Consider the following 13644-nt stretch of genomic DNA (forward strand, 5'->3'; position numbering starts at 1 on the left):
ACGGAACGCTTACTGCGCGATGGTTTTCACCGACACGCCGCGTTCGATCGGGGTAGAGCGACCGTAGATATCTTCGAAGCGCTCGATATCGTCTTCGCCCAGGTACGAGCCCGACTGCACTTCGATGATTTCCAGCGGGATCTTGCCCGGGTTGCGCAGGCGATGCACCGAGGCGATCGGGATGTAGGTCGACTGGTTTTCAGTGAGCAGAAACACGTTCTCGTCGCAGGTCACTTCGGCGGTGCCGCTGACCACGATCCAGTGTTCGGCGCGGTGGTGGTGCATCTGCAGCGACAGGCACGCGCCCGGCTTGACCGAGATGTGCTTGACCTGGAAGCGGCCACCCATGTCCACCGAGTCGTACGAGCCCCACGGACGGTACACCTCGCAGTGGTTCTGGGTTTCGCTGCGGCCTTGGGCGTTGAGGGTGTTGACCATCTGCTTGACGCCCTGAACCTTGTCCTTGTGGGCGATCATCATGGCGTCCTTTGTTTCGACGACGACGATGTTTTCCAGACCGATCACCGACACCAGTTTGCCGTTGCCGTGGATCATGCAGTTCTTGCTGTCCTGGATCACCACGTCGCCCTTGCTGACGTTGCCGTTGGCGTCCTTTTCGTTGACCTCCCACAGCGACGACCAGCAGCCAACATCGCTCCAGCCGGCAGTCAGCGGCACCACGCAGGCGCGCTGGGTTTTTTCCATCACGGAATAGTCGATGGAGTTGTCCGGGCAGCAGGCGAAGGTGGCTTCGTCCAGGGTGACGGTGTCGGCATCCTGCTGGCTGCGTTCGAGGGTCAGCAGGCAGGTGTCGTAGATGTCCGGATCGTGCTTTTTCAGCTCTTCGAGAAAGCGGCTGGCGCGGAACAGGAACATGCCGCTGTTCCAGTAGTAACCGCCGGATTCGACGTACTCGGTGGCGCGTTTGACGTCGGGTTTTTCCACGAAGTGCGAGACGCGGCTGACGCCTTCCGGCAGCAGCGAATCGCCGGTGGACTTGATGTAGCCGTAACCGGTTTCCGGTTTGGTGGCCGGTACGCCGAACAGCACCATCTCGCCGTTTTCGGCGGCGACGGTGGCCAGGGCCAGGGCGCGTTGCAGGGCTTTCTGGTCTTCCAGAACGTGGTCGGCCGGCAGTACCAGCATCAGTTCGTCGCGACCTTCATTGACCAGCATCATCGCGGTCAGCGCCACGGCCGGCGCGGTGTTGCGACCGAACGGTTCCATCAGGATCCGCTGGCATTCCAGATTGCGGCTGGCCAACTGCTCGTTGACGATGAAGCGGTGATCCTTGTTGCAGACCACGATCGGGGTGTCCATGCCTTCGAACACCAGACGCTCGAGGGTTTGCTGGAACAGTGTGTGTTCGCCGGTCAGGGCGAGGAACTGCTTGGGAAACTGCTTGCGCGAAAGCGGCCAAAGACGTGAGCCGCTACCACCTGACAAGATCACCGGAATCATATTGTTTACTCCTAAAAATGCAGTTGGGAGCTGCAAGCTGCAAGCGGCGAGTTAGAAGCACTTCACTTGCAGCTTGAGGCTTGTAGCTGATAGCTCGAGCGATTAGCGAGTCGACACCGGGCGTTTCACCCAGACTGGCGACAGGTTGCTGCCGTTGCCGGTGACGTACAGCACGGCTGCTTCACCGCGCTCCAGGGCGACCGGTTTCACGTCGCCGACTTTCTTGTCACCTTCGTACAGCGCCAGGCTGACTTTCACCGGGTTGATTTCACGCTCGCCACGGCCCTTGGCGGCGACGTTCGGCACCACGTCGGTCTTGCCGTCGGCGGTCTTCAGGGTCAGCGACTTGTCGCTGAGGTTCTGCACGCGCACCAGGGATTTCTGCTTGTTCTTGAACGGTGGTTCTTCGATCAGTTGCGGCGCGCCGGAGGCGTTGTTGACCAAGGTGTAGTAATGGTCACCGGCGAGTTTCACCGGCAGGGTCTGGCTGCCGACCTTGGCGCTGTAGTCGCCGCCCGGCATGAAGCTGAAGTCGCTGCTGGCCAGCGGCGCGACGTCGCTCAGATTGGTGCTGCCGACGGTGGCGCTGACTTCAGCGTTGCTGGCGTTGTAGACGCGCACGAAGGTCGAGCCTTTCGGTGCAGTCGGGCCGTACAGCGCAGCGTCGCCACCGGCGAAGGCCTGGACCGACAGCACGCTCAGACCGGCAACCAGAGCGAAGCGTTTGGCGAGACGACGAGGAGTTGTAGTGAAAGTCATGGTGTTACCTCTCTTTCAGTTTTGCGCCCGATCGGGCGTCTCGGATTTAGTGTTGATGGCTACGTTTTGTTGGCGCGCGCCGGCTTGTTTGAGCTCTGCGACCCACTGCGGGTCGGCGTCGCCGATTTCGTTGTTCACAGGCAGATATCGTTCAGGAAACTCCCAGATCAGCACCTGTGGCGGGCTGTTCTTGAAGTCATCGCTTTTCAGGTAGCTGAGCATCGGCAGGATCGGGCCGTGGCCATCTTCGGCGTAATTGACCACGTCGCTGTGCAGCGCTTGCTTGAGCGCACCGACGAAGTTCCAGTTCGGGTTTGCGCTGTAGCTGGTGCCGATCAGGGCCACCGGCACTTCGCTGTTGGCGAACAGGGCGTCGTCCCCGGCAGGTTGCTCGACGGCCACGGTGTTGCGCTTTTGCAGCGGTTCCTTGGCCGGCATCAGGTTTTCGAACAGCGGATCCAGCGGCAGGAACAGACGCAGGTCGCCCTTGTGTGTGACCTTCTCCGCCGGGGTGGTGACGAAACGCTGCGGCTCGCCGCTGAGCGGGAACTTGTCGGCGATGGTCCTGGCCAGGGTGTTGGCGGCGATTTCCGCGCCTTCCGGGGTCCAGTGGGTGTCAGTGCGCAGGAACACTTGCTGACCGTTCTGCTTGGCCGCTTGCAGCGGGCCGAGCAGGTCGGGGGCGAGGATCTTGTCCGCCGCGACACGGGCGTGGAAGTCCTGATAAAGGTTGGCGTGGATGCTTGCCGGTTTCACTTCACCCAGGTGTTCCGGGTACAGGCGAGCCTTGGCCGGCACGATCGCCATCACCAGTTTTACGCCTTTCTCTTTCAGGGTCTGGCGCACACCTTCGACCAGCGCATAGTTGCCTTGCAGGTTCAGCTCTTCGTTGACGATCGGGTTGAATTCCTCATCGCTGTACAACCACTGATCGCGGCCGAGCACCACGCCCGGACGACCTTCGTTGAACAGTTTGAAATCCAGCGCGGCCCAGAGGTTGGTGCCCAGACGCTTGATCGGGAATTCGTCGTCGTAGTGGGTTTCCACGGCTTTGGTCCAGCGACCGTTGAGCACCGTCGCATCGGCGTTGGTGCTGAAGCCGAAGAAGCTGCGCACCGACCACAGACCGAGCACCAGCAGGGTCACCAGAAACAGCGCGATGTAGAAAATGCGTAATGAGCGGGTCATGTCAGATCCCTCAGAACTGGAAGTAAAGGAACGGCGAGAAGCTTTGCGCCGAGAGTTTGAGAATCGAGGCGATGAACAGCAGCAGGATCAGCCCGCGCATTACGTAGCGCGACCAGTCCGCGGTCCAGTAGGCCGGTTGCACCTGGGCTTCGACGCCGACGGTGTAGCCAGGCTCGTGGATGCTCGCCGGGTTTTCGCCCGGGGCTGCCTTGATCATTCCCGGAGTCGCTGTGGCCGGGCCATTGGCCTCGACGTTGACCTCAGGTTTGCTCTTGGCAGGCGGCTGATTGGTGTACAGATCGCGCAGGCCGAAAAACGCCAGAGTCACGTAAGCCACAACCAGGGTCGCGACTTGCAGACCGGTGAGGCTGGCCTGATTGAGTTCCGACAGCGACCAGTCGCCGAAGCTGAACATCGCGCCGTACATGCGGCCGGCAACGTGCAGGTTTTCGGCACGGAAGATCACCCAGCCCATGACCACCAGCAGGAAGGTCAGCGCCCAGCGGATCGGATTGAGGCTGCGCGGCGCGGTGTTGAGGCCGAGCATTTTTTCGATCGCCAGCCACATGCCGTGCCACGCACCCCAGACGATGTAGGTGATGTTCGCGCCGTGCCACAGACCACCGAGCAGCATGGTCAGGAACAGGTTGCGATAGGTCATCAGCGTGCCTTTACGGTTGCCGCCGAGGGTGATGTAGAGGTAGTCGCGCAGCCAGGTCGACAGGCTGATGTGCCAGCGGCGCCAGAACTCGGTGATCGACTGGCTGATGTACGGCTGCTTGAAGTTTTCCATGAAGCGGAACCCCATCATCAGGCCCAGGCCGATGGCCATGTCGCTGTAACCGGAGAAGTCGAAATACAGCTGTGCGGTGTAGGCCAGCGCGCCGAGCCAGGCATCGCCCGTGGTCGGGTTTTGCAGGGCGAAGCAATGGTCGGCCACCACGGCGAGGGTGTCGGCGATGAACACCTTCTTGATGAAACCCTGCATGAACCGCGTGCAGCCCTCGGAGAACTTGTCGAGGGTGTGGGTGCGGTTGTTGAACTGATCGGCCAGGTCACGGAAACGCAGCACGGGGCCGGCGATCAGGTGCGGGAAGATCGCCACGAACGCTGCAAAGTCGATCAGGTTGCGGGTGGCCGGAGTGTCGCCGCGGTAGACGTCGATGATGTAGCTGATCGACTCGAAGATGTAGAACGAGATACCGATCGGCAACAGTACGTGGGTGAGGATGAACGGCTCAAGCCCCATCGAGGTCATGATCGCGTTGATGCTCTCGACGCCGAAGTTGGCGTACTTGAAGTAGCCGAGGATGCACAGGTCCACCGCCACACCGAGCAACAGCCAGCGCTGGGCCGGTTTGGTGCGCACGCCGGCGGCGCCGACTTTCAGGCCGATCCAGTAGTTCCACAGGGTGACGCCGGCGAACAGCGCCAGGAAGTCCACCCGCCACCACGCGTAGAACACGTAGCTGGCGATCAGCAGCAGCAGGTTGCGATAGCGTTGCCCGCTCAGGTAGTACAAGCCGAGAAAGATCGGCAAGAACAGAAACAGGAACACGTTGGATGAAAATACCATCCCGATCTCTCCATGTTTGAACCAACAGTCAAGGGCCAAAGCCCCCCCAAACCCCCCGTGGTGTTGGAGGGGTGAAACGGTGTTTCTTCGACGGTTGTGGGTGGCCTTGCGACCTCAGCCCTCACCCCCCGCCCTCTCCCGGAGGGAGAGGGAGCCTGATCTCGGTTGTTGCCAAAATTGAGATCGGCTCGGTCTTTCCTATTGCAGCCAATGGCCCCTTGTTTCGATCGCTTTCAAAACCTGAGAACCACTCGGTAGCTCAGGTCGGCGGATCTCTCAAAAGCACCTCGGTCAGTCCCCTCTCCCTCCGGGCGGTCCGACGTTTCGGGAGGGCTAGGGTGAGGGGCTTTTGCCTTTCGCTTTTCACGATCCCTTGTTGTCCTTTTCATGGGACGGGTCGTAGACCTTGGTCAGGTCGCCACCCAGGCGGAAGGTCTTGAACGGCTGCATCCCGTGCTTCTTCTCGATCACATCCGGCGAACAGGTGTAGAGGGTGCAGAACGGTTCGAGCCAGGCGAATTTCATGTCCTGTTTCAGGTCGGTCATGTCCTGCTCTTTGCCGTTCTTCTTCTCGAACTGATCCGGGTCTTTCACCCCGGCCAACACCCGGTCACCCAAGCGTTTCAGCGCGCCGTTGTTTTCCTGACGCAGATCCACACCGTTGACCTGGGCGAAACTGGCGATCATCGCCAGCGGCGGCAGGGCGTAGTTGTGATAGGCGAGGGCGCGTTGCTGGCGCTTGAGTTCGTTCGGCAGGAAACCGTCGGCATCGACTTGATTGACGCCGACCTTGTATTCCTTGACTGCCCAATCGAACAGGTCGCGGCGGTTGGTCGCGACCGACGTCGCCATCACCGACCAGGCTGCCCAGTACGAGTGGTTGTTGGTTTTTTCCAGCGGCAGGTTGTCCCAGTCGCTGACCACCTGATCGGCCATTTTGCTGAACCAGGCTTCGATCACCTGGGCTTCCTGCTGGTGCTGGGCCAGCGGATGGGAGTCGGAGAACTTCAGGCGAATGTACGAAGAGGCCATGCTGCCCAGCGCCCATTTGCGCATCGACTTGCCGGTGTGGTTGAAATCCTTCGACATCAACGCATCGGCCTTGGCCCAGGCGGTGAGCCAGTTGAGCGTGCAATCGAGCTGCTCCGGGCGACCGTCGCGCATGAACTGCATCACCCGTTTGGCAGTGCCGCGCTCAAGTGTGGTGATGTCTTTGGTGGTGTCGCGAAAGGCTTTTTCAGACTGCACGTTCAGCGTCGCGCGAGCCTTGTCCGAGCCTTCGTATTTGCTGCGAAATTGCAGTGGCCCGGTGTAGGGCGCCGGCATTGCATCGCAGCCTTCGCTCTTGTCGCCGGTCTTGAATTTATCCACAGGCGCAAAATAGCCCTGTGGCGGACGCAGTGGTGCGGCGGCCTGCGCAGTGCCGGCGAAGATCGCCAGCCCGAGCAGCGTCGGCGCCAGAAGAGTTTTCAGTTTCGGATTTCGCATAGCAGACCTCATTGCCCGACCTGAGCGGTTTGTGGCCCAGCGCCCGGGAATACGTTGCGTTTGCAGATTTTCGCTTCGACTTTCTGTGGCGCGGTGCCCGCTTCCGGGCCCTGGACTTCGACCGCCAGCAGGTTTTGCGAGGCCCAGTCTTCGTCCGTGCGCAACTCAAAGGCGAAACGACCGTCGGTGTCGGAGGTTTCCGGTTTCTCGATCTTGATGTCCTCGTGGCGACCGTTCATGTACCAGAGGGTGGCTTGCAGGGTTTTCACCGAGGTGTCGGCGAAGCGGATGTCGACCTGATGGCTGCTGTTCTGCAGGTTCAGGTTCTTGCTGTTGACCAGCAGTTCTTGTTTGCCGCCCGGCTTGAGCGTGGTGCTGGCGGACATTTGCGCCTCTTTGCCTTCGCAGCCGTTGTCGAGCAGGGACATCATCTGGCGATAGATGGTTTCCTGGTCGAGGCGGTACAGCGGCGAGAATTCCCAGATAAGGATTTTCGGTGGCGTCTTCTGGAATTCGTCGCTGCCCAGGTACTGCAACATCGAACCTTCCAGACCGCCGCCGGGGAAGGCGACGTTGAGGATGTCGGCGCCGATGGCTTCTTCAAGGAAACCGGCGAAGTTGTAGTTCTTGCCGCTGTGCGACGTACCCACGAGGGTGATCTGCGGATTGCCGGAATCACCGAACAGGTCGCCGTCACCGGCCTCGCCTTTCGGCTCGGTGGTGAACTGGTCCATGTACTGGATCGCGTAACTGGTGCCGCACAGTTGCCCGGCCATGTTGTGCAGGGTGCCGGTCTTGCCCATGCGCCCGGAGCGTTTGGTTTCGAACTCACGCTTGGGAATGTCGGCGAATGCCGGAATCTGCTTGACCTTTTCGGCGACGATTTTCGCCGTGCGCTGGGCACCGTATGGCGTCCAGTGCTGGTCACCGCGGAAGTAGAAATCGTGGGCGGGCAGGGTGTCCGGCAGCGATTCGTTGGTCAGCGGCGACAGGTCTGGCACCACGTAGCCCATCTTGGCGAAACGGCCGAGCATGGTCTTGTAGTTGCCCAGTGCTTTCTCGTAATCGAACGCGGCTTTTTCCGCCGGGTTGAGCTTGTTGCGGTTCACCAGACCACGAGTTGGCTGGTAGACGATCACCAGTTCGACGCCTTTGGCCTTGAACGCATCGTGCAGCTGTTGCAGGCGTTTGTAGCCGGCCGGGGTGGTGTTGAACTCGGTGCGCAAATCTTCCTGGGTCCGGAACAGCCAGTCGCCCTGCGCCTGCACCAGAGTGGTGAAGTTCTGCTGGTAGCGAGTGGTGTAATTCTTCGCGTCGTGGGCGGCCGGGCACAGGCTGCAGCAAGGTTCGGCCGTGAATTTCGGCGGCTGGACTTCATCGGCGCGGGCGCCGTTGCTGGCCGCCAGAATGCCCACGGTCAGGGCCGACAGGCTGAGTAATTTGATCAGGTGTGGGTGCATAAAATTATCCTCAGTCCTGCAATTCGGTCTGGCGTTCGACAGGGTCGATCAGCACGGCTTTCTGCTGGCGCACCAGCAGGTCGAGAATTTCATCCTGGCGCTCGCCGAGGATGCCGTTGAAGCTGATGCCGCTGGATTTGGTCGGCGCCAGCATCGACACGCGATACAGCTCGACACTCAACGGCGAATCGATCGACAGTGGGCCGCTGCCATTGGCCGCCAGTTCACCGCCGACCACGATCAGCGAGACCTGGGCGTCGAACGGGTCGAGCTTGATGTCACGGTCGGTGTCGGTCAGGTCCTTGATGTGCCCGTAGACGCCGGTCAGGCCGTTGGCCATGGCGACGTTTTCGTAGAGGCGGATGTTCACGCTGTTACGAATGCGGATGCCGTGGCGCTTGTTGCTGATGACCTTGTTGCCCCACAGCAGGTTGTCGGCGGACTCGTAGAGAGTGATGCCGTCAGTGTGGTTCTTGTAGATCTCGTTGTAGGCAATGATGTTGTTGACGCTGTTTCGGTCGATCACCAGGCCCGAGAGGTGGTTGTCGTAGCTTTTGTTGTTGAAGATGAAGCTGTCGTTGACCTCACGGGAAATGATGATCCCGTGCTTCTTCTTCGTGCCGTACACCGTGTTCTCGGCAATGATCAGACCGTGGGAACGGTCGTGCGGGTCGATGCCGTAGACGATGTTGTCCTTGTAGGTGTTGCCCTTGACCACGAAGTCGCGGGTCTCGTAGCAGTAGAAGCCGTACCACATGTCCGAGAACTCGGAGCCGACGATCCAGCCGGTCGGCTCGGGACGCTTGAGTACCTTGGCCATGTTCGGCGTGTACTGGGAAATACTCACGCCGTAGGACTTACTGTTGGCGTAGCCGAAGCTGGCCATCTTGCTGTTGACGATGTAGGTCTCGGTGCCGCCCCAGGCCAGCAGGAACGGGCGGAATTCCTTCGGCGAACGGAAGGTCGCCGGGCCGTTTTCCTTCTCGCGCCAGCCGGTGACCTTGGTGTCACGCACGAACAGCTGGCCGTCGTTGACCAGGAACGAACCGGCCTCCTGGGACAGGCGCAATTCCTGGGTCTGACCGTCGATTTCGAGGATGCCTTTGCGGCCGACCACGATCGGCAACTTCGCCAGATACACGCCCGGCGAGGTTTCGCTGAAGTACTGCTTCGGCAGCTTCTGCGCCAGCTCTTTCAGGTTCATGTAGCCGTCGTCGACGAAGATCGCCTGCGGGATGCCGTGCTGACGCACCACCCATTCGGCCATCTTGTTGTCGCCGCCGATGAAGTCCTTCAGGGCGTCTTCCTGCATCATCCGGCGCACGCTGATCTTGCCCGGTTTGCTGCGCACGATTTTCGCGGCGGCGGCTTCGGCGGTGTAGCCGGAGAGGTCGGGCAATTTCGGCTTGGCCAGTTCCAGCGCTTCGGTCGGCGCGCTGCTGACGGTGTAGGTCTTGGCCTGTTGCAGCTCCTTGGCGGTGGTCGCGGGTTTGGCCGGTTCCACACTGGCGAAGGCGCCGGCCGAGGCCAGCAGCATCGCGCCGGCCAGCAGGCTGAGTGAGCCTTTGCGGGCACTGTTCATGTCGGGCACTCCCTTGGCGGTCAGCATCAGAAGCGCCAGATCACGTCGATGAACGCGCGGTGCATGTACGAATCAACCTGGCTGCCATAGGCATCACCCGGCTTGAACACACCGCCACGGAAACGTACCAGCGCCGACGGCTCGTCGATCGACTGGCTCAGCGCTGCCGGCAGCAAGCCTTGCTTGAAGTACTTGGTGACCACCAGATCCATTTCCTGGCCCAGATCCTTGTTGCCGTCCTGCAGTGGCAGCGAGGTGCTGGAGAGGATTGCGCCGGTGACGTCGTCGGTGTTGTTTTCCACGGCGTTGATGCCGTTGCTGCCCACCGGCTTGTTGCCGTCCACACGCCAGAACTTGTGGTAGATCAGGCTGGCGTCGTACTGGTCGTTGAGCATCCACGAACCGAACAGGGTGGCGGTCTGCATGTTGTTCATTTCGCCACGGAAGGCTTCGCCGAAACGGTGAACCCGGGAGCGAGTACCGGTGTAGTTCGAGCGGTTGCTTTCCAGGCCGTTCTGTTCGTAATCGGCGCTGGCACGGGCATACGCTGCACCGACCTGCCATTGCGGATCGAGGCGCAGACGCACACCGATGTCGGTGGCCCAGCCGTCGACGTTGTCGCTGCGCTTGGCTTGCGCCGGGCGCGTGCCATCGGCGTTGAGGGCGTTGACCGTGTCGCGGTCGCCGCTCATGCCGGTGATGCTGCCCCAGTAGTTGACGGTGTTGGTGTTGCGCCAGTTGTAGGCGTCGCTGTCGGCGGTCAGGCCGAGCCAGCTGATGTCGCCGTTTTCTTTCTTGTCCAGCGAATCGCCGGCCACGCCTGGCTCCGGATAGTCGAGCTTGCCGTCGTCATGGGTGTGGTGGCCGCGAATGCCGACCCAGTTGCCCGGTGTCCACTGGTAAGCGGCATCGGCGTAGGCGTGCAGGCGATCCTTGTCTTTCGGCGCCAGCTCCTTGAGGTCGGTGCGGTATTCGCTGAAGCGTTCGGCGACACCGGCGTTGGCGCGCAGCAGAGTAGTGTCGAAGGTCCAGTTCAGCGCTTCGATGTTGGTGTCGCGCCACTGGCCGTCGTCGTTGCGCAGACGCTGACGACCGAACTTGAGGATCTCGCCGGGGTAGGGCGTTAGGCCGCTGTAGCCGACCCAGAACTCGCGCATCGCCAGGTAGTTTTTCTTGGTCTTGCGGTCGCCGTTGTCGGTGGTCTGGGTGCCTTCGCTGTCGGACTGCTGCAGGGTGTCGGTCTCGATGATGTCGGTCGAGGTCACGGCCTGGCCCATGGCGTAGGCGCTCCACGCGCCGCTTTCGCCGTAGACCCACGGACGCAGGTCGAGGCCGACACCGTTGACGTCGCCGCCGCTGGCGGTGCCGAGGTCGCGGTCGTCTTCGGACTGGCCGGTGATTTTCACTTCGAGGCCGAAGTTCTTCGATTCAGTCATCGCGGCCAGGGTCGGGCAAGACCAGATCAGCGCGAACGTGAGGCCAATGCCGGCCTTCACAAAGGGATTCAATTTCATAATTTTTCCTCGCCGTCTTCTTCTTGCAGGGCGTGCAGTTGCAGCGTGTTCTGGCTCAGGGCGCCACGGGTCGCCTGTTCCTGTTGCAGCAGGCGCTGGGCTTCGGCCAGACGCTCGGGCGGCAGTTGCGCGGCGAGGGTGGTCGCCAGCTCATCGGCTTGCGGAGTGTTTTGGGCTTTTGCCAACTGGCTGAACACGTAAGCGTTGACTGGGTCGGGCTTGGTGCCCTTGCCTTGGGAAAACAGCTGGGCGATGGCGAAGTCGGCGCTGTTCTGGCCGTTGCGCGCAGCGGTCAGCAGATGGTCGAGAGCCTTCTGTGGATAGACCTTGCCCAGGTAGCCACGGCGGTAGATCTGGCCGAGGTAGTAGTCGGCGGCGACTTCGCGGCCGACGGCTTTCTGGAAATGTTCCTCGGCGACTTTCGCGTCGGCCGGGACCAGTTTGCCTTCGTAGTAGAGCTTGCCCAGCAACAGCTCGGCGCGCGGCTGGTCGGCGGCGCGGCCGTTATCCAGGTACTTCATCATCTGGTCGACGTCGCCCAGTTCCGGGAAGTCGTAGAGCAGTTGCGCGAGGGTGACCCACGACGCCGGGTAGCCTGGAGCGATCGGTTCGAGCAGCGACTGCGCGGTTTTTTCGTCGGTCTTGCCCAGGGTCGAATCGGCCAGCACACGGGCCACCGAATCCACCCGCTGAGCACTGACGGTGCCGCGGCTGTAACCGGCCTGCAGCTGTTTGATCAGTTCGGCCTGTTGCTCCGGCGCGCCACGTTTCTGATAGACCGTGGCCAGCTCGACGTAGCAGATGTCGGTGGTGTTGAGCGCGGCCTTGCAGATTTTTTCCACGTCATCCAGATGCTGGTCGTAAGTGCCCTGGGTGCGATACAGCAGCACCTGGGCGAGACCGGCTTCCGGGTAACCGGATTTGCGCCATTGATCGATCTTCTGCTGGGCGTTGATGTTCGGGAAGCTGTGCGGGAATTGCAGGTACAGCATCGCGAGCGGGATCAGCGTGTTGCCTTCGCCACTGGCGGCGGCTTTCTTCAGCAGGCTTTCGGCTTCCTGATGTTCGGCTTCGGTGGAGCCAGGCTTGGCCACCAGCAAGCGGCCGAGTCGGGCCTGGGCACGCGGCGAAACACTGGCGGCGGCGCGGTAGGTGGCTTCGGCCTGTTTCATCTGTTCCGGGTCGCGGCTGTCGACCTGAATATCGGCGAGGCCCACCTGGGCTTCGCTGTAACCCAGGTCGGCCAGCGCACGGTAGTTCTGCGCGGCGGTCGCGGTGTCACCGCGCTTGAGCGCTTCGTTGGCCAGACGCTGGTCGGGCAGGCCGGCGCAACCGGCCAGGGCGATTGCCATGGCCAGGGTCAGCGGGACCGGCAGGATTCTGATAGGGCTCGTCACGGGCATGTCCTCGACTTAAAGACCGGCAGCCATGGCTTTGTCGATCAGCCAGTTCAGGTTCGGACCACGGTCGCTGTTGACTTCCACCGGGCGGCCGGCGAAGCGGCTGTCCAGCGGCTCGTCAGGCTGGATCTGCACACGGATGTCGGAGGACAGGTCAGCGCTTTTCAGGCTGGTGCTGCTGACAATCTTGCCGGTGCGGGTCTTGTCTTCGCCGGCGATCTGGAAGCTCACCGGGGTGCCCGGACGCACGTCGCCGAACTGGCGATAGGAGAAGCGTGCATCGACGGTGGCCTGGGTGTTGCGCGGCACCAGCTGGAAGATCACGTCGCCCTTGCTCGCGTACTGACCGTCGGCCACCAGTTGCTGGGCTACGGTGCAATCGCAAGGGGAGGTCAGGGTGCCGGTCATCTGCTTGCCGAACAGTTCTTCAACCTTGGCTGGCGACAGTTGATCTTCTTCCAGATGGCCCTTGAGTACGTCGAGCATGCTGGTGCTGAACGTCGCCAGCGGTGCGCCTTTTGCGGCGACGCCGTCGGACTTCACCAGGCTTTGCACGGTGCCGTCGCGCGGCATGGTGATGTTCATCCCCGGCACGCTGACCAGACCGGCCTGCGCATGGCTGACGAAGTACATGCTGTACACCGATTTGAAAATGAAACCCGCCGCCACCAGCCCGACCGCGAAGATACCGGCGCTGAACGTCACCGCTTTCAGACGACCGAACGGGGTCATGCCGGAGTCGCCGTCCTTGACCTTGCGGGCCTTGGTAAAGTTGTCGCGCTGCAGGGTCGCCAGCACTTCACCGATGCTGACGATGTCGCCGGCCAGGTGCGAAGTGATCAGGTGACGCAGGGTCGAAATGTCCTGCGGTTCAAGGTTCTGGAACTGGCAACCAGCACGACCCGTCTGGCGGTCGTAGGAGCGCACTTGCAGTTCAACGTCCATGGCCAGGCCGAGGTTGTCGATGACGAACTGCAAACGCGCCTTGTACACCTCGCCGACGGTCAGCGGCAGTTGTCCGGCGTTGAACGCCAGACCACCGGCGGACAGGTCGAGGACCCGCGCTTCAACCGGAGTCCGGTCGGGGCCGAAGAAACGCAGCTTGGCCGGGATTTTGACTCGGGCGTGCTGACGCTGGGCTTCGGATTCATGCACTACGTTGGCGTTGACGGCGGTATTCATGGGGGCGATTTCCTTGTTAATTCAATAGGGGCAG

General features: G+C 61.5%; 10 protein-coding genes. All 10 read right to left on the reverse strand.

What is annotated here, in order from left to right:
- Positions 1-9: 9 nt before the first annotated feature.
- Entirely contained in the window at positions 10-1461 is a 1452-nt protein-coding gene (locus GQX66_RS16165) for a mannose-1-phosphate guanylyltransferase/mannose-6-phosphate isomerase (protein ID WP_011332549.1), read from the reverse strand.
- A 102-nt stretch (positions 1462-1563) separates the two neighbouring features.
- Entirely contained in the window at positions 1564-2220 is a 657-nt protein-coding gene (locus GQX66_RS16170) for an alginate O-acetyltransferase AlgF (RefSeq protein WP_064593524.1), read from the reverse strand.
- A gap of 15 nt (positions 2221-2235) precedes the next feature.
- Complete coding sequence (locus GQX66_RS16175) at positions 2236-3408, reverse strand: alginate O-acetyltransferase (RefSeq protein WP_085746987.1); 1173 nt, start codon at positions 3406-3408, stop codon at positions 2236-2238.
- A gap of 10 nt (positions 3409-3418) precedes the next feature.
- Positions 3419-4984: an MBOAT family protein gene (locus GQX66_RS16180; RefSeq protein ID WP_129972993.1), complete on the reverse strand. Its 1566-nt coding sequence runs from the start codon at positions 4982-4984 to the stop codon at positions 3419-3421.
- A gap of 363 nt (positions 4985-5347) precedes the next feature.
- A complete protein-coding gene (locus GQX66_RS16185) occupies positions 5348-6472 on the reverse strand; it encodes a mannuronate-specific alginate lyase (RefSeq protein ID WP_240870023.1) in 1125 nt (374 codons plus the stop codon).
- 8 nt (positions 6473-6480) lie between these two features.
- Entirely contained in the window at positions 6481-7932 is a 1452-nt protein-coding gene (locus GQX66_RS16190; protein ID WP_240870025.1) for an alginate O-acetyltransferase, read from the reverse strand.
- 10 nt (positions 7933-7942) lie between these two features.
- Positions 7943-9514 carry a mannuronan 5-epimerase AlgG gene (gene algG / locus GQX66_RS16195; protein ID WP_011332555.1) on the reverse strand — a complete coding sequence of 524 codons (1572 nt, stop codon included), beginning with the start codon at positions 9512-9514 and terminating at the stop codon, positions 7943-7945.
- 26 nt (positions 9515-9540) lie between these two features.
- Entirely contained in the window at positions 9541-11028 is a 1488-nt protein-coding gene (locus GQX66_RS16200; RefSeq protein ID WP_085608137.1) for an alginate export family protein, read from the reverse strand.
- Positions 11025-12431 (reverse strand): alginate biosynthesis TPR repeat lipoprotein AlgK, encoded by a 1407-nt coding sequence (gene algK, locus GQX66_RS16205; protein WP_085746990.1) that lies wholly within the window; start codon positions 12429-12431, stop codon positions 11025-11027. The genes GQX66_RS16200 and algK overlap by 4 nt, the downstream gene beginning before the upstream one ends.
- Positions 12432-12440: 9 nt before the next feature.
- On the reverse strand, positions 12441-13610 hold the full coding sequence (locus GQX66_RS16210; protein WP_039769455.1) for an alginate biosynthesis protein Alg44: 1170 nt from the start codon (positions 13608-13610) through the stop codon (positions 12441-12443).
- Between the last annotated feature and the right edge of the window lie 34 nt (positions 13611-13644).

The organism is Pseudomonas sp. B707 (assembly GCF_022496685.1).
GTDB lineage: Bacteria > Pseudomonadota > Gammaproteobacteria > Pseudomonadales > Pseudomonadaceae > Aquipseudomonas > Aquipseudomonas paraglycinae.